We start from the raw sequence: 23836 nt of genomic DNA, 5'->3' as shown, positions 1-23836 counted from the left end.
TAATAAGTATATTTTTCATGATTCTGTTGTTAATTCCGTAATGTGGATGTAATAGGGGAGAGCATAAAAAAAGACTGCTGAGGAATCTCAGCAGTCTTTTTCATGTACATTACATTGAGAAGAAGATCCATACAGTTAAACCAACTGTTGCAGTTGCAACGAAGAAACTGTAGATCATAGTAAGAATTTGAACTCTTCCTTCTCCTTCTTTTAAGTGCATGAACATGATTAATTGTAACAACGCTTGCGCAACAGCCATTATGATAATAGTTGTTAAGATCGTTGAAAGTGGCAGGCTTGTGTAAAGTGCCACGTATAGTGCTAGAAACGTTAGTGCAAGCGATAAAATAAATCCGAAAACGTGTGACCAAGGGAATCCGCTATGCGCATGCCCGTTTGCTTGATTGTTATTTTGACTCATTTACGCCACCATCCCGTTCAAGTAAACTAGTGTGTAAATAAAGACCCAAACTAAATCAAGGAAATGCCAGTATAAGCTGATAATGAATACTTTACGAGCTGTAACTGGTGTTAAACCTCGTTTTAAAATTTGGATAATAACACAAATTGCCCAAATGATACCGCCTGTTACGTGGGCTCCGTGCGTTCCAAGAAGAACGAAGAATCCAGATAGGAAGGCACTTGTTTGAATTGTTGCGCCTTCACCAATATACATAATGAACTCTTCAATCTCGAAGAATAGGAAGCCTGCACCTAAAAGTAATGTAAGGACAAACCATCCAAGCATTGCTTTTTGATTGTGCTTACGCATTTCGTGAATTACGATACCACATGTGAAACTACTTGTTAAAAGTAGTAATGTTTGAATTAAAAGCGTTTTAAGTTCAAACAGTTGCGCTGGAGTTGGGCCATCTGCCGTACGACCAGCAAGGACTAGATAAGAGGCGAAAAGTGTTGCGAACAGCATAATTTCAGCCCCAAGAAAAATCCAGAATCCTAGGATATTCAATCTGCTTTGTTCGGATTGATATTCCAAAGGTAAGCTTTTATCTAAAGCCGCCATGTCATTTCACCTCTCATGCTATATGTTCTGTTTCTTTAATTTCATCAACACTTACGTAGTAACCATCGTCATAATCGAATGAACGATAGATTAAGCAAGCTAAAATACCAACGCCGCCGATTGCTGCAAGCCAGAACCAGCTAAATACTAATGCGAAACCTGCAAGACCGAAGAATAAAGACGCAATAATAGGCACACCAGAGTTACTTGGCATGTGAATTGGTTTTAAATCTTCTGCTGCTGGTGTAACTGTTTCTCCGCGTTTCTTCATGTACCAGAAAGCATCAGCTTCTTTAATTTCAGGAAGCTTCGCGAAGTTGTAATGTTGTACAGGAGATTGAGTTGCCCATTCAAGTGTACGACCATCCCATGGATCTCCAGTTGTGTCACGTTCACCGTGACGTGCACTCCAAATTACGTTGTAGCAAAGAAGTAGGAAGCCAATACCCATCATTACCGCACCAACAGATGCGATTTGGTTTAGCCATCCCCATCCAAGACTTTCAGAGTAAGTGTACATACGACGAGTCATACCGTCTAAACCTAAGAAGTACATTGGGAAGAAACAGATGTTGAATCCGCTCATAAAGATCCAGAATGTCCATTTACCTAGGCGTTCATTTAACATATGACCAGTCATTTTTGGATACCAGAATGTGAATCCAGCAAGCATAGCGAATACTGTACCTGCAATTAATACGTAGTGGAAGTGAGCAATTAGGAAGTAGCTGTTATGGTACTGATAATCAGCTGCTGCCATACCAAGCATAACCCCTGTAACCCCACCGACTACGAAGTTTGGAATAAATGCCAATGACCAAAGCATTGGAACTGTAAAACGAATACGTCCTTTATACAGTGTAAACAACCAGTTAAAGATCTTAACACCGGTTGGAATCGAAATCGCCATTGTCGAAATCGAGAAGAACGAGTTAACCGCTGGACCTGCACCCATCGTGAAGAAGTGGTGAAGCCATACGACGAAACTTAGTAAAGAAATTGCAACCATTGAGTATACCATCGCACTGTAACCGAATAGACGTTTACGTGAGAATGTACTAATGATTTCAGAGAAAATACCGAATGCCGGTAAAATAACGATATATACTTCAGGGTGACCCCATACCCAGAACAGGTTGGCCCATAACATCGGCATACCGCCGCTCGCCATCGTAAAGAAGTGAGCATCGAATAGACGGTCAAATGTCATTAATGCAAGAGCAACTGTTAATACTGGGAAAGCGAAAATAATGATAATTGTTGTAATTAAGATCGACCAAGTAAACATTGGCATTCTCATTAAAGTCATACCAGGTGTACGCATTTTTAAGATAGTAACAAGGAAGTTAATACCGGTCATTAGCGTACCGAGACCTGAAATCTGTAATGCAATTGCGTAGTAGTTATTTCCTACACCAGAAGTAAACTCTGTACCTGCCATTGGGAAGTAAGAAGTCCACCCAGCGTCTGGAGAACCACCGATTACGAAAGCGATGTTGAATAACATTGCTCCGACAAAGAATAACCAGAAACTTAAAGCATTTAAGAACGGATATGCAACGTCACGAGCACCAATTTGTAATGGTACTACAAGGTTCATTAATCCCATAACGAATGGCATTGCCATGAAAAGAATCATTACTGTACCATGTGTTGTGAAGATTCCGTTATAGTGTTCAGCGTTTAAATAAGTTGTTTCTGGGAATGTTAACTGTGCACGGATCATTAAACCATCCATACCACCACGGAATAACATGATAACCGCAGAAATAATATACATGGCTCCGATTTTTTTATGGTCAACAGTTGTTAACCATTCGTCCCAAAGCCATTTCCATTTTTTATACTTTGTTAGTACGAAAATGATTGCTAATGTCACAAGAACGATAGAAGCGTCTGCACCGTAAATAATCGGGTCACCTGTGACAAAGAATTCATCAAGCTTCACTGTGTTCACTCCAATCTGTTGGAATTATAGCTATTATTTTTTTTTGTTTTTGTAGTAGTTGTAATCACAATATTCAAGTGATTTCGGATCTACATAACTTAAGTGGTGACTAGAGAATGTCATACGACCAACTACACCAGGTTTAACAATTTCGTTGTACTTATCTTCTGTTAGTTTAGGAGCAGTTTGTTGTACTTCTTTAACCCACTTGTCATATTTCTCTTTAGTTTTTGCTTCAACTTCGAACTCCATGTGAGTGAATCCTTCACCAGAGAAGTTCGCGCTACGGCCTAGGTAAGAACCTGGCTTATCAGCTTGTAAATAAAGGTCCATAATCATGCCATCCATTGTGTACTTCATACCACCAAGTTCTGGTACCCAGAAAGCATTCATTGGGCCGACAGAAGTCAGTTTGAATTGAATTGGTACACCAGCTGGGATGTTTAAATAGTTAACGGTTTCAATTTTTTCCTCTGGGTAACTGAATAACCATTTCCAGTTTGCAGATGTAACATAAATTTCAACTGGTTTAATATGTTTGGACTCTTTCGGAACCTCTTCCGAAGCGTAAGTTGCTTTTACTGTTGGGATCGATAATGCGATAACGATAATAACAGGAACAAGCGTCCAAATAATTTCTAATAATGTGTTACCGTGTTGTTCAGGTGGCTCGTAGTCCATATTCTCTGGTTTTTCACGATAACGAATCAAGATGACTGTAAACAGGATGAATACAATTGCGATAATTAATGACATAAGCAAGAATGACCAAACAATTAAATCATACTGTGCTTTTGCAACAGGTCCTTGCGGATTTAATACTGCGAGTTTCTTATCACAGCCGCCGAGGAACAGAAGTAATGATAACGGAAGAAGCGAAGCCAACTTCCAAAATGCTTTCTTTAGTTGCACGATTGAAAATCTCCTTTCTCCTTGGATTGAAACTATGCCAATAAAACAATATAAACCTATTAATTTATAGAAGGCAATAGTTTTTGATATATTGTTAAAAAATAGACACAAATGCACACTTTTTAAGGTGAATATCATTTGTAACTTGATTACATTGTAAACTATTTTCCAGAGAAAAACGTGATTGTAAAAATTTTAAGATAAATAAAGTTATACCAGGATATCCAAGAAATAGAAAAAAGCTATCTTATTATAAGAAGATAGCTGAATATTTTGTATATTTAGTTTATTTCTTGTTTTATATTTATTTGATGTTCAATTGTGACAACTTTTTTATATTTTACTTGGTATAAAATGTAACAAATAATCATAAATGGAATGCCGCAATAAAGAGCGATTCTCTGATCTGGGATGAAAGCTAAACTAGCAAATGTAATGAAATTGAGTGAGAACGCTACGATTGGAACGAGCGGATAAAGTGGTGTACGATATTTTAAATCATTTATGTCGCCACCGTTTTTCACGAAATTTCTACGGAAGAAAAACTGTGAAGCCGCAATTGACATCCAAACGACAACGGCAGCCATTGCTGCGATAGATGTTAAAACTAAAAAGACAGTATCTGCCGCAAATACACTTGTTAATAGAGACAGACTTGCAAAGATTAGACTGAAAATCAATGCGTTGAGTGGTACCCCTTTTTTAGTTAACTTCGTAAATGCTGGACTTGCCATTCCTTGTTTTGCCATAGCCCAAAGCATACGAGAATTTGCGTATAGACCAGAATTGGCTACGGATAATACAGCTGTAATAATAACAAAGTTCATAATGTCTGCTGCATATGGAACACCAGCCATATCAAATACAAGTACAAATGGACTTTCGACTAGATTAGCCTCTTGCCATGGGAGTAAACCTACAACAACTGATATTGCTAGGACGAAGAAGAATAGAGTTCGCCAAATGGTATTTTTGATTGCTTTAGGAATTGTTTTTTCAGGATTTTCACTTTCTCCTGAAGCAATTCCGATTAATTCTGTTCCCTGGAAGGAGTAATTTACTGTAATCATCGTAAGAAGAACAGCTAATGCACCATTTGGAAATAATCCGCCATTTTCAGTGAAATTGTGAAGCATTGGAGCTGGTTTTCCGTTAAAGTCTAGTAGACCAAACATAACTGCGCCACCGAGTACGATGAAAACAACAATAGTTGCGACTTTTACACTTGCGAACCAAAATTCTGCTTCTGCATATGCTTTTGCTGATAAAGCGTTTACAAGGAAGAGTGCTGCTGCAAATGTAACACACCAAATCCACGAAGAAACGTCTGGAAACCAACGTTTCATTAAAATACTTACAGTTGTTAACTCTACTCCAACTGTAACCGCCCAATTTAACCAATACATCCAACCGACAACAAACCCAAAACCAGGTGAAATAAATTTGCTTGCATAGCTTTGGAATGAACCTGCTTCTGGCATAGCAACGGATAATTCACCAAGACATAACATCGTTAAATACATAACAAATCCACCGACTAAAAATGCAAGAATAGCTCCACCAGGACCAGCGTTATGGACGATTTGACCAGATCCCATAAATAGGCCAGTTCCGATAACACCACCAAGTGCAATCATAAATAGGTGTCTACTTTTCATTGTTCGTTTTAAATCTGTTTGTTCTACTTGTTGATTCATATGCCCTCACCCCGTTATTTTCTTGTATGTATAAACTGCTTTTCATTCAGAGTTTTTAATCATTAGTGGGGGATGTGACACATACTCGGCTTATTTATTATGCAATGAATGGAGTATGTAAAAATACGAACTATGACTAAATACTCTAAGAATGTTTATTAACAAGGTGATATCTTCACTATGTTAATTATTTTGATTTTAGCAAAATAATTCAGAAAAGTATATTGTTTTTTCTCTTTATTAAAAATAATTAGAATTTTGTAACGTTTTAGTTGTGAACAATAATTCACAGAATCTTTCTAGCAAACTAGTAAGAAGAAAGGTACAATGATAGGAGGTATGTCTGTAAAATAATAATTAATGGAGTTTTGTTTAAAATGAAAAAGTTAAAATATCTTTTTGTTTTTGGAATTATACTTGCTGCCGCGTTTTTTATAGGGAAAGATAAAATTATACAAAAGGCGCAAGTATTCCGTTTAGAGTTTCTATCTGAAATGAAAGAAGCGACTATGATTGAAAATGTTCCGTTTATAAAGCAGTTACCAGAATTACCTCGTGGATGTGAAGTGACAAGCTTAGCTATGTTGCTACAATATAAAGGTGTGCAAGTAGATAAGATGCAACTTGCTAGCGAAATTCATCGTGTTCCATTTGAACAAAATGGTTTACGTGGAAATCCTTATGAGGGGTTCGTTGGAAATATTTATACGAAGGCAGAGCCAGGATATGGTGTATATAATCAACCTATTTTTAATTTAGCGGAAAAATATGTTCCTGAAAAAGTAGTTAATTTAACAGGTAGAGACGTGCAAGATATGTATAAAGTAGTTAGTTCTGGTTCGCCGGTATGGGTCATTATTAATACAACGTTTAAGCCATTAGCTGAGAGTAGTTTTGAAACATGGAAAACAAGCTCTGGCGAAGTGAAAATTACATATTTTGAGCATAGTGTAGTAGTAATTGGATATGATCAAAACTTTGTGTATGTAAATGATCCGCTTAAAAACAATCCGCGTTTGGCTGTTCCGCGAACAGAGTTTGAGAAAGCTTGGGAGCAAATGGGGAAACAAGCGATTACTATTTTATAATAATGAAAAAGTCATCTTTTTGATGGCTTTTTATTTTTTAATTATTGAGATTGAAAATTCAGAAGATTCTTTTAAAAGTTAGCGATTCACGTTATAATAACATTTAACTTGGTGAAGGAGGAGAGAAGAGAAATGGATGTTGCAAAAGAACTTGTTTTGCCAAAGAATCAGTTGGTTGAGTGGAGAAGACATTTTCATAAGTATCCAGAGCTATCTTTTCAAGAAGAGAAAACATCGCAGTTTGTGTTCGATATACTTCGGAAAATCCCATATTTAGAAGTGTCAAGACCTACTAAATATAGTGTAATGGCAAGGTTGATTGGTAAGCAACCTGGTAAAATAGTTGCAGTTCGAGCTGATATGGATGCTCTTCCTATTCATGAAGAAAATGAGTTTGATTTTATTTCTGCATACCCAGGTGTGATGCATGCATGTGGTCATGATGGACATATAGCGATATTACTTGGAGTCGTACATAAGTTAGTAGAAGAAAGAGAGAAGATTAAAGGGGAGATTCGTTTTCTATTCCAACATGCTGAAGAAAACTTTCCTGGTGGTGCAGAGGAAATGGTCGCAGCAGGTGTAATGGAAGGTGTGGATTATATTATTGGTGCTCACCTTTGGGCGTCGTTAGAGGTTGGGAAAGTAGGTATAATTTATGGTCCTGCAATGGCTGCCCCAGATGTTTTTAAAATTACGATAGAAGGAAAAGGTGGACATGCGGGAATCCCTCATGAAACGGTTGATAGTATTGCCATCGGCACACAAGTTGTTACACAAATTCAGCAAATTGTATCTCGCCTCACGAATCCGTTAGATTCCCTTGTAGTATCTGTTACGCAATTTCATGCTGGGACAACTCATAATGTGATTCCAGAACAAGCGGAGATTGAAGGGACAGTGCGGAGTTTAAGACATGAATTGCGAGAAGAAACAGAGCAAAGAATTGAGCAGATTGTGAAGCATGTGACAGGTGCTTACGGAGCGGGATATACGTTTTCTTATGAATATGGATATCGACCGGTAGTAAATGACTATGAAGTTACAGAGATTATTGAGCAAACAGCATTACAGCTTTATGGAAGGGAACGAGTTACTCGTTTACAGCCGACGATGGCCGGGGAAGATTTTTCAGCGTTTTTACAAAAGGCACCAGGGACATTCTTTTTTATCGGAGCGGGAAATAAAGAGAAAGGAATTATATATCCTCACCATCACCCTCGTTTTACGATTGATGAAGATGCATTACCGATTGGCGTGGAAGTTTTTGTATCATCTATTATGAATTTCATAAGTAAAGGAGAATGAGATGAAGAAAATACACGTATTAGCGCTTATTCCAGTTTTTTGTTTAGTTATTGGACCTGTATTTGCTAATTCAGTTACTCCTTACATATTAGGGATGCCATTTTTATTATTTTGGGTATTATTATCGGTTCTCATTACGTCTCTTTGTATGGGGATTGTGTACGTATTCGATCCTGCTAATAAGGGGGATGTAAAATGACCGCATTACTTATCATTATTTTGTTTTTGTTTCTCGCACTATTTTTAGGAATTCGGGCGCAACATGGAAAAGATATGAATTTAGAACAATGGTCAGTTGGTGGAAGAGGATTTGGCACTGTTTTCGTTTTTCTCCTTATGGCAGGTGAAATTTATACGACATTCACATTTTTAGGCGGAAGTGGATGGGCATATAGTAAAGGAGCACCTACTTTCTATATTTTAGGTTATGGTGCATTAGCTTATATTTTATCTTACTTTTTATTGCCGCCAGTTTGGAAGTATGCGAAAGAGCATAATCTCGTTTCACAGCCGGATTTTTTTGTGAAGAAATATAAGAGTCAGACACTTGGCATTATCGTTTCTATCATCGGGGTTATTTCGATTATCCCATACCTTGTTTTACAGTTAAAAGGATTAGGAATTATCGTTTCGGAAGCCTCTTACGGAAGGGTATCACCAGTTATTGCAGTGTGGATTGGCGCAATTGTTATAACGATATATGTAATGGTTTCAGGTATACATGGCTCTGCTTGGACAGCTGCTTTGAAGGATATTATGATACTGTTTATCGTTATGTTTTTAGGTATATATTTACCATATCATTATTATGGAGGATTTCAGCCGATGTTCGAAGCTGTAGAAGCAGCAAAACCAGGCTTTTTATCTTTACCTGATGAAGGAATGAGCATTTCTTGGTTTGTTTCTACTATTGTATTAACAGCTCTCGGTTTCTATATGTGGCCCCATACATTCGCTTCTGCTTTCTCTGCAAAAAATGAAAAAGTATTTCGTAAAAATGCGGCAATTATGCCATTGTATTCTTTAGTTTTACTTTTCGTGTTCTTTGCAGGGTTTGCAGCTATCTTGCAAGTTCCCGGATTAAAAGGAGGGGATGTAGACCTTTCGTTATTCCGTCTGGCTCTTCAAACCTTTGATCCTTGGTTTATTGGGATTATTGGTAGTGCTGGGGTTTTAACAGCATTAGTTCCAGGTTCTATGCTTGTCATGGCCGCTTCTACATTATTAGCGAAAAATATTTACCGAACAATGGTCCCGACTGCTTCGGATCGACAGGTCGCTAAAGCGGCGAAATTATTTGTTCCGGTAGTAACGCTTGTAGCTGTTTTGTTCACTTTTAAAGGTGGAGAAACGATAGGGGCACTTCTTTTAATGGGATATAGTATAGTGACACAACTTTTCCCAGCACTTGTATGTAGTTTGTTTCCACATCAGATTATTACGAAGCAAGGGGCAATTGCAGGAATGGGGATTGGGTTGTTAGTGGTCGCATATATTACTTTATCTGGTTCAACTATAGCTACAATGTTTCCAGGTTTCCCCCAATATATAAAAGATTTAAATGTAGGAATAGTCGCATTGTTAATGAATATGATTGTGATGTTTATCGTTAGTTGGTTCACGAAAAGTGTATCGATAAAGAAAGACAATATAATAGTAGAAAAGTAATCCTTGTATTAGAGCTATCTTCAAAAAAGAGATAGCTCTTTTTTGTATATATTTTCTTTAATTAGCGGAATCTAACTAAAAACTTGTTGAAAAGGAAGTTAGGTGGGGGAATTGTTAGAGTTAAAAGGTAACTTATTTGAAATTATGAAAGAAATTAGAGATGAGTTAGGTTCGCCTAATGATTTAACAATTAGGGAAGTTGCCCTTGCAAGTAGTTTTACACGCTGTGCTGTTGTTTTTTTATGTGGGTTAACAGATAAGGATAATGTTTATAAATATGTAGTTCGTACATTGCAATATGAAGAAGTACAAAAAGAAGAAGCTTTAGTTCAAACGTTATTGGATCGTTTTATTTCTATTGCGGAAGTTGGTAAGAAGACAACGTTTCCGGATATTATAAATGCGATTTTAGCGGGAGATACAGTTATAGTAATTGATAATGTTCAAACAGCTATCGTGATTAATAGTAGAGCTTGGGAAAAAAGAAGTTTAGAACCACCGGTAACAGAAGATTTAATACGTGGACCGAGGATTGGATTAAATGAAGATATTAACGTGAATAAAATGTTAATTCGCCGTAGTTTACGTGACCCGAAACTGAGATTTCAATCTTATATTATGGGAAAGAGATCCCAAAAAGAAGTGACTTTAATATATATAGAAGACATTATTAATCCTTACATTGTAAAGGAGCTAGATCGGCGTCTTCAATCAATAGTGACAGATGTCGTTTTTGAGACGGGTACGATTGAGCAATTAATTCAAGATAATAATTTATCACCGTTTCCGCAGTTTTTAAATACGGAAAGGCCTGATAATATTGTGGCCTCATTAGCGAAAGGAAAGGCAGCTATTTTGGTGGATGGATCACCGTTTGCCCTTATAGCTCCGCTAGTATTTGTTGATATTTTTCAATCTGTGGAAGACCATTATGAGCGTTGGGTAATAGGGACTTTATTAAGAATTTTGCGGATGGGTTCAGGTATAGTTGCAGTTTTAATGCCGGCGATGTATGTAGCGCTCGTCTCATATCACCAAGGACTTATTCCTTCTAAATTGGCTTATTCGATTGCCGGGGCAAGAGAAGGTGTTCCGTTTCCTGCATATATAGAAACGTTAATGATGGCATTAACGATGGAATTAATACGAGAAGCGGGAATTAGGTTGCCGAAACCGATGGGGCAAACAATTGGGATTGTAGGTGGGCTTGTAATTGGAGAAGCAGCGGTGAACGCAGGAATTGTAAATCCATTTTTAGTTATCATTATTGCGGTTACAGCTATTGCTACATTTTCACTTCCAGTGTATAGCATCACAATTACGTTTCGAATTTTACTTTTCGTCTTTGTATTAGCAGCAACTGCTTTTGGATTGTACGGAATTATTTTAGCACTTATTGCACTTGCGGTTCATATTACAAATTTGAAGAGTGTTGGTATTCCTTATACAACACCTATAGCTCCAGCGTTTTATAAAGATTGGAAAGAAGAGCTTATTCGTTTGCCAAAATCAATGTTGAAAGAGAGACCGGAATATTTACAAACGAAGGATTCTACAATACGTCCAAAGGAGCGAAAATAATTGAAACCATTTGAGTATGGAGATGAAGAGATTGGATCTCGGGAAATTGGATTTGCGGTATCATCGACCATTATTGGTATAGGGGCATTATCTATGCCAAGAGATATTGCTAACCAAACTTTATTTTCGGACGGTTGGATTATTTTGCTTTTGGGTGGATTGGTGTGTGCAGTTTTAGGTTGGTTTGTAACGAGGGTAGCTATTTTATTCCCGAAACAAAACTTTGTTCAATATACAAGTGCGCATTTGACAAAGCCTGTTGCATATACGATTAGTAGCATTTTAGTATTAACATTTTCTGCGTTGACAGCATATGAATCGCGAATGATTTCAATTATTTCCCAAACGTATTTATTTAGTGATACACCAATACAACTACTGTCTTTCTTCTTCTTATTAGTTGTTATTTATGGAATAGCAGGATCTAGAGCAGCCTTATTAAGGTTAAATGTCCTATTCTTACCTATTGTTTTAATTGCGATAGTGCTTCTTTCTTTATTGAATATAAATTTAATGGAAATAAATAATTTACTACCAGCTTTTCAAACGAAAGTGAGTCAATATGCTGTTGGAGTTAAGAATTCTATTTTTACGTTTATTGGATTTGAAGTAGCTCTGTTTTATGCTGTGTTGTTAAATGATAAGGCGGCAAAAAAAGCACCAATGGCAGTTGCGAAAGCGGTAATGGTAAATGTGCTGTCGTACATTTTAATTTATGTAACTTGTATTAGTGTTTTTACGTATATGACAACTCGTGGATTGACGTACCCAACAATTGAATTAGGGAAAGAAATTGAAATTGGTGGAGGGTTTTTAGAAAGATTTGATGCAATTTTTTTTACAACTTGGATTATTACTATTTATAACACTACAGCCATGTATTATGACGTCGCATCTTTATTATTTTGTGCTATGTTTCCAAAAGTGAAGAAACATGTTTTCATTTTTGGAAGTGCCCCGATTATTTTTATGGTGAATATGTTACCTAGTAGTTTGAATGACTTGTCAAATTACGGAACTTATTTAGCTTGGATAGATATGGGGTTTGTCGTGTTAGCGCCTTTGTTAGTTTTTATTGTATATAAAATAAAAAGAAGGAATGGTAGAAATGAAACACCTTCTTAAAATGATAATGCTGATGATTTTAGCTGGATCTATCAGTGGGTGCTCTGAGTTAGAAGAAATAGAAGAAAGAGGATTTGTAGTAGGGGCAGCCTATGATATTGTGAAAAAAAAGAAAGCGAATCCAATTATGAAAGGGACGTATCAGATGGTACTTCCCAGTAAGTTAGCGCAGCAAGGTGGCCAAGGTGGTGGGGATAGCGAAAATTATATTAATGTTAGTGCGAAGGCAGATAGTGTCTTTGAGCAAATACGAATTATCGCAAAAAAAATTAGTCGAACATTATTTTTTCCGCATATACAAGTGATTATTTTTTCGAAAGAATTACTGGCGAATCCGTATGTTTTGCAAAATACGTTAGATGTATATATTCGTGATCATGAGATGAGACGAAATATTCGTTTGTTCGTTTCTGACAAAGATGCAGAAGCTATTTTGAAACAGAGCGCTAAGCCTGAAAATTTACCAGCGCAGTATATTGATATGTTAGCTGAACATCCTCCAAAAAATGCCCAAATGATTGAGGCTGCAAGAATTGGTGAGGTTCAGGAAAAGATGATTGCGAGCCGAAGTTTCGTACTACCTATTCTTGAATTAACAAAGCAAGGTGTACAAATGAACGGGGCAGCGTTGTTTCGCGGGAAGGATAATAAGTGTGTAGGTAGTTTGAATGGGGAAGAAACATTAGGGATGAATTATATAATAGGTAAAAAAATTGGAGGTTTTTTTACCGTTCGCAAAAAGAATCAACTTATTACATATGAAATTCATAAGTTGCGTCGGAAGATTAAAGTATCTACAACGAATGTTACAAAACCAAAGTTTAATATTCACTTATTTTTGGAAGGTACAATAGCTGAGTTACACTTTAGTGATCATAAAAAGGTCTTGAATGAAAAACGTTTAGAGAAGGATATTTCGGAGGAAATGGAGAAACGCATCCGAAAATCGATTAAGCTTGTTCAAAAAAAATATAAGGTAGATGTATTAGAATTAGGGGAAGTATATAAGCGGCATAATTATAAAGAGTGGAAAAAAATAAGTAAGAATTGGGATCAAGGTGAAAATTACTTTAGTGATGCTGAGGTTACTGTTCATGTTCATCCGATAATTGAGCATTCAGGTTCAGCCTTACCAAAAAGAGTAAAGTAAGGTGATGGAAGGTGTTTACTGGATTAGGGATTAGTTGCACAATATTAATGGCAGTTCTTCCGGGAGCCATATACTACATTCATAAAAAAATTACAACGTATGGAGCACAGCCTTGGAATACAGATATACAAAAAAAGAAACCTGAATAATTTCAGGTTTCTTTCGCACAAAGCATATGTGAAGGGGGATACCTTCTATGTATGCTTTGTTTTTATACAAGCCCTAACCAATGTACCAATTGTGTAGAGAGGAATGTCACAACAATGGCGATAACAGTAGGGATTGCAAACGATAAGAATGTCCATTTTGCACTTTTTGTTTCTTTGTATATGTTAACCAGTGTTGTTCCACATGGGAAATGAAGAAGTGAGAACAACATTGTGTTTAACGCTGTTAACCAAGTCCAACCGTTTTCTAAAAATAGATTTTTAATTTGATTAAAATCATCTATTTCAGTTAAAGCTCCGGTTGATAAATAAGACATTAATAAAATCGGGATAACAATCTCATTCGCTGGTAGCCCAAGAATGAACGCAGCTAGAATAAAGCCGTCAAGCCCTAACATTTTAGCGAATGGATCTAGGAAGTTTACAAAATACATAAGCAGGCTTGTGTCACCGATGAAAATATTAGCTAGTAACCAAGTTAATGCAGCCGCAGGGGCAGCTACAACAACAGCTCGCTTTAAAACATAGACTGATTTATCGAGTGTTGCACGTACAATTGTATTCCAAACCTTTGGCTTACGGTACGGCGGTAACTCAAGTGTGTAGTGAGTTGGAACGCCTTTTAAAGCCGTTTTTGATAGTACCCAGGAAACGGTTAATGTCATAATAATACCAATTACAACCATTCCCACTACAACACCAGCAGTAACTAATGTTTGCATACTACCTGTATAACCAGCAGCCATAAATAATGAAGCCATTAAAATTAACATAGGCCAGCGACCGTTACAAGGAACGAAATTGTTTGTTAAGATTGCAAGCATACGTTCACGTGGTGATTCAATAATACGTGTTGACATGATGGCTGCTGCATTACAACCAAAGCCCATTGCCATCGTTAAAGATTGTTTGCCGTGTGCACCAGAGCGTTTGAATAAGCGATCCATATTAAACGCAACGCGTGGTAAGTATCCGTAGTTTTCTAATAGTGCGAACATAGGGAAAAAGATGGCCATAGGTGGTAACATAACGCTAATAACAGCACCGATACCACGAAATAAGCCAAGTATTAAAATACCATGTAACCATTCAGGTGCATGTGCTGCTTGGAACCAAGATGTTAAGTATCCTTCGGCCCACCCGAAGAACTCAGCAATCATATCAGAGGGTACGTTAGCACCTGCAATTGTAAGATAAAAAATGATAGATAAAATACCGAGCATAATGGGGAATCCCCAGATGGGAGATGTGAAAATTTTATCTAGTTTTTCAGAACGATACAATTTATCCGTATTTGTATATTGAACAGATTCTTTACATATGCTTGCAGATGTTCGGTAAATATCTCCGACAATATCATCTCGTATATCTTCTTTTGATAGTGCTTGTGCATGTTGAATAATATAGTCTAATGGAAGAGCTTTACTGGCTGAGTGAGATTCCATTCATTACGACCTCCCTTACAAGTGGTTCATTATGGTGTTTTTGAAGTGTAGTTAAGAAATTTTTATCTCCATCTAATATACGTAACGCAATCCAACGTGCTGGATACGTATCACCGAACACTTTATAAATTTGTGGTTCTAATTCCTGAATCATATTCTCGATTTTTTCGCTGTAAGCAATTTTAATTGGTGTTGGAATTAGCTTTTTATTTGCTACTTTGGCAATAACATTTAGTAAATGACCGATGCCTACTCGGTTACGAGCGGAAATCTTAACTACAGGTACACCGAGTGATTTTGCTAATTTCTTTTCATCAATAACGATGCCTTTTTTCTCAGCTTCATCAATTAAGTTAATACAAATGACTACGTTGCTCGTCATTTCCATCACTTGGAGTGCTAAATTTAAATTTCGCTCCATAGCAGTTGCATCGATAACAACTACAGTTACTTCTGGTTTTTCAAATATAATATAATCCCTTGCTACTTCTTCATCCGCAGAATTTGAATATAGTGAGTAAGTTCCAGGTAAATCTATTAATGTATATTTACTACCGTTATGTTCATATTCCCCTTCAGCTTTTAAAACAGTTTTTCCCGTCCAGTTTCCAGTATGTTGTTTTAAGCCTGTTAAAGTATTAAATAATGTACTTTTCCCGGTATTCGGGTTACCAGCTAAAGCAATGCGATGTTTGCTCATCTGAAATCATCTCCTATTAATACCCCGAAAATAAGGGAACTTTCTTCCTTGCGTAGTGCAATAGTGGTGTTGCTTACTTGATAAGCGACCGGATCTCCAAGTGGACTACGTTGTAATACTTTAATTGTTGCCCCAGGGATAAATCCTAAATCTAATAAACGTCGTTTCATAGTTCCTTCTAATTGTATCTTCTCAATTTGTACAAACTCTCCTGTCTTAAATTCGGAAAGTGGTTTTATATTAGCCGATACCATAAAAGTTACCTCATCTCTATATTGTTAGTTTGAGTTTAAAAAGTTTCCTTAGGTAAACTTTTTGTTAGTAATATAGTAGACTACATTGGATGATGCTGTCAATTGGTACTTTAAAAATATTCATTTATTTTTAGAATTGTTCCAATTTATTTAGTTGTACTAAAAAATATTACTGGAATTCTGTGTAATGTGCATAAATTAGGCGTGTAAAAGTAACAAAATACAGCAGAATTGTAAATATAACTTTAACTAAAAGGGGAAAAGAGCGAAAAACATTTACATTGAATTTACATTGTTAAGAATAAATTTACATTACAGCTTAATTAGTGTGGATTTTGTTGGGTTCTTTAACTATAAATGTTGGGATTCCTAGTTTTTAAGGATTATTATCGTCATTTACTTAAAATTAAAAATTGCTTAACACTCACATAATATTACTGTCCTACAATGAATTTGTGTTCGAAAGAAGTAGACAAATGTGAAAAGTGATAATCCAAATGGGGGTACAAGACATGGTTATGAAAAAGGGTATTAAATTTTCTTTAGCAGCTTTAGTGGTAGCGGGTTCATTAGTGGGATGTGGAAAAGCAGAAGAGACATCAGGTAAAGATGCTAAAGGAAGTGGTAATGCAAAACAAGAATTGTCAGGTACGATAGCAGCTGCAGGCTCTACAGCACTTCAACCTCTTGCAGAGGAAGCTGGAAAGAAATTTATGGAGAAAAATTCAAACGTTTCTATTCAAGTGCAAGGTGGCGGTAGTGGAACTGGAATTAACCAAGTAGCTTCTGGTGCAGTCCAAATTGGTAACTCAGATGTTCCATCTGCAGATAAAATAAAAGATGCTGATAAGGCGAAAGAATTAGTAGATAACAAGGTAGCGGGTATTGCATTCGCACTTGTCGTAAATAAAGATGTAAAAGTTGATAATTTAACAGTACAACAAGTACAAGATATCTTCACTGGAAAAGTAACAAACTGGAAAGAGGTAGGCGGGAAAGATGAAAAAATCAACGTAATTAACCGTCCGGCTTCTTCTGGTACACGTGCTACATTTGAAAAAACAATTATGAAAGACGCGAAAATTAATGACGGAACTGGTACTACACAAGATTCTAACGGTGCAGTAGAGCAAGCGATTAACTCTACTCCAGGTTCAGTGAGTTATTTAGCAATGTCTTACATGGTTGGCGAGAAAAAAGGTGCGCTACAAACAGTGAAAATTGATGGTGCTGAACCAAAAGTTGAAAACATTTCGTCTGGGAAATATCCATTCTGGTCTTACGAGTACATGGTAACGAAAGGTGAGGCAAAAGAAGCAACAAAAGCTTACATTGACTATGTAAAAGGTAAAGATTTTGAAAAGCAAGTAGAAGATATGGGTTATATTCCGATGTCTAAATTAAATAAGTAATAAAATTTATGGGGCTGGCTGCAAGGCCAGTCCTGTTCATTTCAATTTATGAAGTGGGGTCTGTCCTGTGATGAAGGGGAAAAAACAAATTAATTACGTGAAAAGTGAATATATAGGAAGATCACTTGTTACGTTTTGTGGTATTTTTATTGTTTTAGTTACATTAGCTATTATTGCGTTTATTTGCGGTAAAGGAATTCAATCTTTTACGCAAAGTGGTATCTCGTTTACTGAGATGTTAACATCGACAAAATGGAGTCCAAATGCTGATGAGGGAACTTTCGGGGCTGTAATTTTCATTGTAGGTTCAACGGTGGTTTCGTTAGGTGCGGTTATTATTAGTGCGCCAATTGCTATAGCTCTTGCTATATTCATGAATTTAATTTCGCCAAAGTTTGGAAATAAAGTATTGAAGCCTGTTTTAGAATTATTAGTTGGTATTCCTTCAGTTGTATACGGATTATTAGGGGTTACAATTTTAGTACCGCTATTACGTGATTCGTTTGGAGGAGTAGGGTTTAGTTTAATTGCAGGTATTATTGTCCTGAGTATTATGATTTTACCTACTATTGCTAGTATCGCTTCTGATGCAATACGCTCGGTTCCATTTGATTATTTAGAAGCTTCTTATGGTTTAGGATCAACGAAATGGCAAGCGATTAGCCGAGTAATTGTTCCTGCTGCGAAAAAAGGGATTTTAACAGGTGTTGTTTTAGGTTTAGCGCGTGCTTTTGGTGAAGCATTAGCGGTTCAAATGGTAATTGGGAATACGATTAAATTACCAGAAGGAATATATAGTCCGACAGCAACGTTAACTGGTATTTTGACAATGGACATGACAAATACATTAAACGGAACTGCTTGGAACAATGCGCTATGGACTTTAGCAATGATTTTACTTGTTATTTCATTCCTGTTTATTTTAGTAATTCGAGCAATTGGGCAAAGAGGTGAGCGATAATAATGAATGCAAGAACGGTAAATAAAGTTTGGACAGGTATCTTTTATGCGGTTGCGGCTTTAGTTGTAGCTTTGCTAGTGTTTTTAGTATTTGAGATTTTACAAAAGGGATGGGGTTTTTGGGATCCTAATTTCTTGTTTGGAGAACCAAGCAATACAAGAGCTGGTGGTGGGATTGGTCCGCAGTTATTCAATTCCTTCTATATGCTTGTTATAACGCTTATTATATCTATCCCCCTTGGATTAGGTGCTGGAATATATTTAGCGGAGTATGCAAAACAAGGGCGTTTTTTAAATTTTGTTCGTTTATGTATCGAGACAATGGCATCTTTACCTTCTATTGTTGTTGGTTTATTCGGTTTGTTAGTGTTCGTTACAATGACAGGATGGGGATACACAGTAATGGGTGGTGCCCTTGCTTTAACGATTTTAAACTTGCCAGGTTTAACGCGTGTTTGTGAAAATGCGATTTCAGAGGTTCCTTCTAATGTGAAAGAGGCGAGTCTTGGATTAGGTGCAACAAAGTGGCAAACGATCACTCGTATTATTATTCCGTCGTCACTACCACAAATTATTACAGGTGTTATTTTAGCGGCAGGTCGTATATTTGGGGAAGCGGCGGCATTAATTTATACAGCGGGTTTAACATCTCCAATTTTAAATTCAGCAGCGGACTTCTCAAGTCCTGCTCATCCTTTAAATCCATTTAGACCAGCTGAAACGTTAGCGGTTCACATTTGGAAGTTAAATTCCGAAGGGATTATTCCGGATGCGAAGTTAATTGCAACAAAATCTGCAGCTGTATTAATTATTATGGTATTACTATTCAATGTTATTTCACGCTTGGTAGCATCTATATTGCACAAGCGTTTTACAGGGGCGAAAAGAAAAAGTAAAACGACGAAGAAGGTAAAAGCGGCATAAGCTGTAAAGGGGGAACTCTCTACTTATAAGTAGGGGGTTCTTTTGTATTTTAATATAGAAGGAATGGATGTAGTGATTGTTGAATTTGTAATTAATTATAGAGATGAATAGGGGCAAATGAAGGAGTGAAGGAATTGTTTTTTCTACAAATGTCAGGTTTTCCTGGAACAGGAAAATCAACAGTTTCTAAGTATATAGCGAAGTTAACAGGTGCTGTAATTGTAGATCATGATATTTTGAAATCCGCATTGTTACAATCATTAGAAATGAAAGGAATTGAATCGGCGATTGTTGGAGGAGTATCATACGACGTTGAATGGGTATTGATTGATTCATATTTAGAACAAGGACATAGTGTGATATTGGATAGTCCATGTCTATATGAAGGGATGGTTGAAAAAGGAATTAAGCTGTCTAATAAACATGGTGTGAAATATAAATATATTGAGTGTTATCTGAATGATATGGAAGAGATTAATAATAGGTTACAAATACGTAAGCGTATGGTCAGTCAAATTGAAAAGGTAGAGTCGGAAGTAGCTTTTAAAAAGTGGTTAGATGGTAGTAAAAGACCTCTAAATAGTGAATATCTTGTTGTGGATTCTAGTGAACCTCTAGAGCGGTATGCGGAGAAAATGATGGATTATATGAGTAGTTAGAGAAAAAAGCGTTATCTTCATTCGTGAAGATAACGCTTTTTCTTTAAATATCAGGTGTTTCTGTAGAAGTGCTTATTTTTCTGCGAGAGCGTCTTTTTCTTCCGATTTTATCTAATAGTTCATACATAACTGGAACAACTACTAATGTAAGAACGGTTGAAACTGCTAAACCACCGATGACAACGACCGCCAAACTTTTTGATACCATACTTCCTGCTTGGGATTGACCGAATAGGAGTGGTAGCATAGCGACGATTGTCGTTATAGCTGTCATAATAATTGGACGTAATCTAGTGGATCCCGCTTCTAGTAAGGCATCTCTTGTTTCCATTCCATGTTCCCGATTTTGTTGTACTCTTTCTATTAATACGATAGCGTTTGTAACGACAATCCCGATTAACATTAATGCGCCAATTAATGAATTTATATCAACAGGTGTTCCTGAAACGATTAATCCTAAAATGCCGCCGACAGCAGCTAGTGGCAAGGAGAACAAAATTGCGAAAGGAGCGCGTGCTTGCCCGAAGGTAATAACCATTATTAAATATACAATCCCGATTGCAATTCCCATAATTTTGAATAGATCCGTGAAGTTCTCTTGCATAGATTCAGTGGCACCTGCAATATTTACTTTTGCGCCGCTAGGTAAATCTAAATCAGTTATCGCTTTATTTACTTCTGTGCTTACTTTACTTAAATCTTCATTTGTAGCTTCTGCCGTAATTTGAATCGTTTCTTTTCCATCTTTATGGAAGACTTCTGTTTGAAGTTGTTTTTCTGAAATAGTTGCAATGTCTTTTAAAGGAATTGGTCCATTGATAGGTGATAATATATTTGTGTTTAAAATATCTTCTTGTTTAGTAATGTTTTCTTTTTTGTGTTCTATCATAATAGTTGTTTTTTCATTATTGATTGAAACTTCACCAATAGGTGATTTCTTCATAAGGAATGCTACTTGTTGTGCTGCTAATTCTGGTGTTAATCCTAGTTGTTCGGCCTTTGTTTGATCAACATGGATTTGCCATTCTTTCTTAGAGTCTTCTAAATTCGTTTTTACTTTAGAGAGAGTAGGCATATCTTTTAGTTTTGTTTCGACGATAGTAGCAGCCTCTTTTAAATTCGTTTCGTTAGTGGTTGTTACGTTAAATTGCAAAATATTACCGCCGCCAGAGCTTGAATAACTCGTTTTTATATAATCAAGTTCAGCGGGCTCAAAAGCTTTATGTTCTTTTTTTAACTCTTTAATATACTGATCAATATCAGAGCCTTTCTTGAAGACTACAAATATACTGGCAAGATTATTTTTCGTCGTTTGTCCCCATTGTGCATCTTCTGCGCTAGATCCCATTCGTAAAATAACATCCGTTACATCTGAATTAGAAAGTAATTTCTTTTCGAAATCGAAGGCTTTTTGTTTTTGTGTTTCAGCAGCGTAATCAGCTGGGAAAGTCATGTTAATAGATAACATTGTGTCGTCTTCAGATTTTATGTTCGCTTTCGGTAGTAATATATAGGCTGCAATCGATCCTGCAAATAATAAAAAAGAAGTAAGTAGAATAATGAATTTATGCGAAAGAGCCCACTTTAATGTAGCGACATATCGTGGTGAAGAATTTGGCTTTCGATGTTTTGTCTTTTTGAGTAGTAAAAAAGCCATAAGTGGAACAACTGTTAGTGCGACGAGTAAGGATGAAAGAATAGAATATACAACTGCTAATACCATAGGTAACATTAATTTTCCGATTACTCCTGATACTAGGCCGATAGGTAAGAAAACAGCGACCGTTGTTAAAGTGGAAGAAGTAATTGCGACGGCGACCTCTTTCGTTGCATCGAGAATAATATCTTTAGAGAAAGATTCTTTTTGTAAACGACGGAAAATATTCTCAATGACAACGATGCTATCATCAACGAGACGTCCCACTGCAACCGCTAAACCACCAAGTGTTAGGGTGTTGAGTGTGATGTTAGATTGGTGTAGTAAAAAGAGTGTTAATAAAATAGATAATGGAATACTGACAACAGCGATGAGTGTCGTCCGGAAGTTACGTAAAAAGATTAGGATAATTAGAGTTGCAGCAATTGCTCCAAGGATTACTTCTTTTCCCATACTAGTAACAGCATTTTCAACTTGCTCATGAGTTGAGGCTAAAAGTTTAATAGAAAACTGATCTTTATATTGTTTACTTATATCTTTGATTTTCTCATCGATTTCTTTTCCGATTGCAACTGCATTTTTACTTGGCTCTTTCATGATGATTAATCCAGTTCCTTCTTCGCCATTTATATGTGAGATTGTATCGTAGTGTTGTTTAAGTTCAATTTGAGCAACATCTTGCAATTGTACTTGAGGTGCAACGGTGATGTTTTTAATGTCATCTATATTTTTTATATCCCCAATGACGCGAAGGTTATATTCTTCTTTATTAACGGTAACGGCTCCAGCTGGAGTGGAAGTTTCTTTTCCTTGTAAAACCTTTAATATTTGCTCCGTTGTTACGTTTTTATTTTTTAATTGGTTTGGGTCTAGTGTGATAGATAATTCAGAAGTTGATTTTCCGAAAAACATAACGTTGGCAACACCATCAATGCTTTCGAGTTGTGGTACGATTTCCTTTTCGATTTGTTTTTCATCTGCTTTTGAAAATCCGTTTTGCTTTTGGATCGCAATTTGAGCGAGTGGAATCATAGAAGTATTTAATTGGCTAACTACTGGTTTCGTTGCATCTTTAGGTAATTTAATTGTAGTAATCGCCTTTTCAACTTCGCGTGCTGCATCTTTCATATTTGCTTTGGATGTATACGCAATATCGATGCGTGATAATCCCTCATGCGTAGAAGAAGTGATGTTGTCGATGTGCTCTAAATTGCGAAATTGTTTTTCGAGGGGATCAGTTACTTCTTTCGTCATTGCTTCAGCGTCGAGTCCTGGAGATAAGGTTGTGACAGTGACTGCTGGATTATCGATGCTTGGTAAAAACTCCATAGGTAATTTAGAGCCGGAATAAACGCCGAGTATGGAAATGAGAAAAACCATGATGATAACAGCGGCTCGGTTTTTTAATGAAAACTTTGTTAACCTATCCATAAAGTAATTCCTCCATTGGTTTATTTATAGTTGGGTACGTCCTTCTTACTATATAACAAAAAATGGATATTTTTCATTAATTAAATGTAAAAAAATTCTAACAATAATTTTAAGTTAATGTTTTTGTTGGGATTTGGTTATTTATCTCGCTATTCGTAGGGGGATAAGAATCCCACCTGAAATTTCGGTTGGAGTCGGGCTGCCTGTAAACACCTGATTTGTTTAACTAATAATTTGTGTGGAGGAACAAAGCAAAGAATCAGCTGGTTCGCTTTATCTAGGAAGTGAAGATATTGATTGGAGTGGGAAGTGGTGTATATATTTTCTTTTTTGTGTGGATTGATTTGTTTTTTTATATTGTTAGTTTATAGGGAAGTAAATGATTATAGGCTTTAGTATAGAAGAGAATGCAAGCTGGGAAGGGGTTATGAGATGCAGTTTGGTCAATTAGAGTGTATTGATATACAAGTTAAATAGCTGTTTTCCGTAGAGGAGGATGAGGTGTATCTATATAGAAGAAAGTAGGGTGGATATTTTTTTATGTTTTTTTTTATAAAAAACACTTGTTATTTAAAATTCATGATGGTATATTAATAAACGTCGCTGATGCGGAAACGCAGAAAACGACGAAAAAGAAATTTTGAAACTTAGTTGACATCGAAAAATGAAGATGTTAATATGATGAAGTCGCTTCTGAGCGGCGGACAAGTTCTTTGAAAACTGAAC

21 protein-coding genes are annotated in these 23836 nt (G+C 36.4%); 12 read left to right on the top strand and 9 right to left on the bottom strand.

Annotated features, from left to right (window positions below):
* Positions 1 to 109: 109 nt before the first annotated feature.
* From qoxD to DN390_RS20850, 5 genes are all read right to left on the bottom strand, one after another.
* Positions 110 to 421: a cytochrome aa3 quinol oxidase subunit IV gene (gene qoxD / locus DN390_RS20870; protein WP_060629580.1), complete on the bottom strand. Its 312-nt coding sequence runs from the start codon at positions 419 to 421 to the stop codon at positions 110 to 112.
* Entirely contained in the window at positions 422 to 1024 is a 603-nt protein-coding gene (gene qoxC, locus DN390_RS20865) for a cytochrome aa3 quinol oxidase subunit III (RefSeq protein WP_000729317.1), read from the bottom strand.
* Positions 1025 to 1037: 13 nt separating this feature from the next.
* On the bottom strand, positions 1038 to 2972 hold the full coding sequence (gene qoxB, locus DN390_RS20860; protein ID WP_000762376.1) for a cytochrome aa3 quinol oxidase subunit I: 1935 nt from the start codon (positions 2970 to 2972) through the stop codon (positions 1038 to 1040).
* A gap of 33 nt (positions 2973 to 3005) precedes the next feature.
* The gene (locus DN390_RS20855; protein ID WP_060629581.1) at positions 3006 to 3884 is read right to left on the bottom strand and encodes a cytochrome aa3 quinol oxidase subunit II; all 879 of its coding nucleotides are present in this window, start codon (positions 3882 to 3884) and stop codon (positions 3006 to 3008) included.
* Positions 3885 to 4165: 281 nt separating this feature from the next.
* Positions 4166 to 5581, bottom strand: a complete 1416-nt coding sequence (locus tag DN390_RS20850; RefSeq protein WP_147808317.1) for an amino acid permease — start codon at positions 5579 to 5581, stop codon at positions 4166 to 4168.
* 377 nt (positions 5582 to 5958) lie between these two features.
* On the opposite strand from DN390_RS20850, the gene DN390_RS20845 reads away from it, so the two are divergent.
* From DN390_RS20845 to DN390_RS30730, 8 genes are all read left to right on the top strand, one after another.
* The gene (locus tag DN390_RS20845) at positions 5959 to 6669 is read left to right on the top strand and encodes a C39 family peptidase (RefSeq protein WP_147808316.1); all 711 of its coding nucleotides are present in this window, start codon (positions 5959 to 5961) and stop codon (positions 6667 to 6669) included.
* A gap of 132 nt (positions 6670 to 6801) precedes the next feature.
* Positions 6802 to 7977, top strand: coding sequence for an amidohydrolase (locus DN390_RS20840; protein ID WP_147808315.1), 1176 nt, complete (start codon positions 6802 to 6804; stop codon positions 7975 to 7977).
* Position 7978: 1 nt separating this feature from the next.
* Positions 7979 to 8176 carry a DUF3311 domain-containing protein gene (locus DN390_RS20835; RefSeq protein ID WP_060629585.1) on the top strand — a complete coding sequence of 66 codons (198 nt, stop codon included), beginning with the start codon at positions 7979 to 7981 and terminating at the stop codon, positions 8174 to 8176.
* Positions 8173 to 9645, top strand: a complete 1473-nt coding sequence (locus DN390_RS20830) for a sodium:solute symporter family protein (protein WP_097950447.1) — start codon at positions 8173 to 8175, stop codon at positions 9643 to 9645. Before DN390_RS20835 ends, DN390_RS20830 begins: the two co-directional genes overlap by 4 nt.
* A 102-nt stretch (positions 9646 to 9747) precedes the next feature.
* On the top strand, positions 9748 to 11226 hold the full coding sequence (gerLA, locus tag DN390_RS20825; protein ID WP_147808314.1) for a spore germination protein GerLA: 1479 nt from the start codon (positions 9748 to 9750) through the stop codon (positions 11224 to 11226).
* A complete protein-coding gene (gene gerLB / locus DN390_RS20820; protein WP_147808313.1) occupies positions 11227 to 12351 on the top strand; it encodes a spore germination protein GerLB in 1125 nt (374 codons plus the stop codon). It abuts the gene before it with no gap.
* Complete coding sequence (locus DN390_RS20815; RefSeq protein WP_060629588.1) at positions 12335 to 13501, top strand: Ger(x)C family spore germination protein; 1167 nt, start codon at positions 12335 to 12337, stop codon at positions 13499 to 13501. Before gerLB ends, DN390_RS20815 begins: the two co-directional genes overlap by 17 nt.
* 11 nt (positions 13502 to 13512) lie before the next feature.
* Entirely contained in the window at positions 13513 to 13650 is a 138-nt protein-coding gene (locus DN390_RS30730) for a hypothetical protein (RefSeq protein WP_000493994.1), read from the top strand.
* A gap of 62 nt (positions 13651 to 13712) precedes the next feature.
* Here DN390_RS30730 and DN390_RS20810 read toward each other — a convergent pair whose 3' ends face one another.
* The 3 genes from DN390_RS20810 to DN390_RS20800 are packed head-to-tail and all read right to left on the bottom strand — an operon-like array spanning position 13713 to position 16067.
* Positions 13713 to 15113 (bottom strand): nucleoside recognition domain-containing protein, encoded by a 1401-nt coding sequence (locus DN390_RS20810; RefSeq protein ID WP_060629589.1) that lies wholly within the window; start codon positions 15111 to 15113, stop codon positions 13713 to 13715.
* Positions 15091 to 15813, bottom strand: coding sequence for a FeoB small GTPase domain-containing protein (locus tag DN390_RS20805; protein ID WP_060629590.1), 723 nt, complete (start codon positions 15811 to 15813; stop codon positions 15091 to 15093). The genes DN390_RS20810 and DN390_RS20805 overlap by 23 nt, the downstream gene beginning before the upstream one ends.
* On the bottom strand, positions 15810 to 16067 hold the full coding sequence (locus DN390_RS20800; RefSeq protein ID WP_000252984.1) for a FeoA family protein: 258 nt from the start codon (positions 16065 to 16067) through the stop codon (positions 15810 to 15812). The genes DN390_RS20805 and DN390_RS20800 overlap by 4 nt, the downstream gene beginning before the upstream one ends.
* A gap of 512 nt (positions 16068 to 16579) precedes the next feature.
* Between DN390_RS20800 and DN390_RS20795 the strand changes: the two genes are divergently transcribed.
* From DN390_RS20795 to DN390_RS20780, 4 genes are all read left to right on the top strand, one after another.
* Positions 16580 to 17479, top strand: a complete 900-nt coding sequence (locus DN390_RS20795) for a phosphate ABC transporter substrate-binding protein PstS (RefSeq protein WP_060629591.1) — start codon at positions 16580 to 16582, stop codon at positions 17477 to 17479.
* Positions 17480 to 17549: 70 nt separating this feature from the next.
* A complete protein-coding gene (gene pstC, locus DN390_RS20790; RefSeq protein WP_000676679.1) occupies positions 17550 to 18440 on the top strand; it encodes a phosphate ABC transporter permease subunit PstC in 891 nt (296 codons plus the stop codon).
* Positions 18441 to 18442: 2 nt separating this feature from the next.
* Positions 18443 to 19363 (top strand): phosphate ABC transporter permease PstA, encoded by a 921-nt coding sequence (gene pstA, locus DN390_RS20785; protein ID WP_000994142.1) that lies wholly within the window; start codon positions 18443 to 18445, stop codon positions 19361 to 19363.
* Positions 19364 to 19497: 134 nt separating this feature from the next.
* Positions 19498 to 20022 carry a P-loop nucleotide/nucleoside kinase family protein gene (locus DN390_RS20780; RefSeq protein WP_147808312.1) on the top strand — a complete coding sequence of 175 codons (525 nt, stop codon included), beginning with the start codon at positions 19498 to 19500 and terminating at the stop codon, positions 20020 to 20022.
* A gap of 43 nt (positions 20023 to 20065) precedes the next feature.
* On the opposite strand, the gene DN390_RS20775 is transcribed toward DN390_RS20780, so the two are convergent.
* A complete protein-coding gene (locus DN390_RS20775) occupies positions 20066 to 23110 on the bottom strand; it encodes an efflux RND transporter permease subunit (protein ID WP_147808311.1) in 3045 nt (1014 codons plus the stop codon).
* Positions 23111 to 23836: the final 726 nt, after the last annotated feature.

It is taken from the genome of Bacillus sp. SH7-1, assembly GCF_008042405.1.
Taxonomy (GTDB): Bacteria; Bacillota; Bacilli; order Bacillales; family Bacillaceae_G; genus Bacillus_A; species Bacillus_A thuringiensis_N.
Note: the sequence above shows the minus strand (reverse complement) of the source record. Positions and strands in the feature narration are given on the sequence as shown.

Coding starts and splice junctions, on each gene's coding strand:
- pstA (WP_000994142.1), top strand. CDS start 18,443: ATGAATGCAAGAACGGTAAATAAAGTTTGGACAGGTATCTTTTATGCG.
- DN390_RS20830 (WP_097950447.1), top strand. CDS start 8,173: ATGACCGCATTACTTATCATTATTTTGTTTTTGTTTCTCGCACTATTT.
- DN390_RS20850 (WP_147808317.1), bottom strand. CDS start 5,581: ATGAATCAACAAGTAGAACAAACAGATTTAAAACGAACAATGAAAAGT.
- DN390_RS20800 (WP_000252984.1), bottom strand. CDS start 16,067: ATGGTATCGGCTAATATAAAACCACTTTCCGAATTTAAGACAGGAGAG.
- DN390_RS20810 (WP_060629589.1), bottom strand. CDS start 15,113: ATGGAATCTCACTCAGCCAGTAAAGCTCTTCCATTAGACTATATTATT.
- qoxC (WP_000729317.1), bottom strand. CDS start 1,024: ATGGCGGCTTTAGATAAAAGCTTACCTTTGGAATATCAATCCGAACAA.
- DN390_RS20775 (WP_147808311.1), bottom strand. CDS start 23,110: ATGGATAGGTTAACAAAGTTTTCATTAAAAAACCGAGCCGCTGTTATC.
- DN390_RS20840 (WP_147808315.1), top strand. CDS start 6,802: ATGGATGTTGCAAAAGAACTTGTTTTGCCAAAGAATCAGTTGGTTGAG.
- DN390_RS20815 (WP_060629588.1), top strand. CDS start 12,335: ATGAAACACCTTCTTAAAATGATAATGCTGATGATTTTAGCTGGATCT.
- DN390_RS20795 (WP_060629591.1), top strand. CDS start 16,580: ATGGTTATGAAAAAGGGTATTAAATTTTCTTTAGCAGCTTTAGTGGTA.
- DN390_RS20835 (WP_060629585.1), top strand. CDS start 7,979: ATGAAGAAAATACACGTATTAGCGCTTATTCCAGTTTTTTGTTTAGTT.
- DN390_RS20805 (WP_060629590.1), bottom strand. CDS start 15,813: ATGAGCAAACATCGCATTGCTTTAGCTGGTAACCCGAATACCGGGAAA.
- pstC (WP_000676679.1), top strand. CDS start 17,550: ATGAAGGGGAAAAAACAAATTAATTACGTGAAAAGTGAATATATAGGA.
- DN390_RS20845 (WP_147808316.1), top strand. CDS start 5,959: ATGAAAAAGTTAAAATATCTTTTTGTTTTTGGAATTATACTTGCTGCC.
- qoxD (WP_060629580.1), bottom strand. CDS start 421: ATGAGTCAAAATAACAATCAAGCAAACGGGCATGCGCATAGCGGATTC.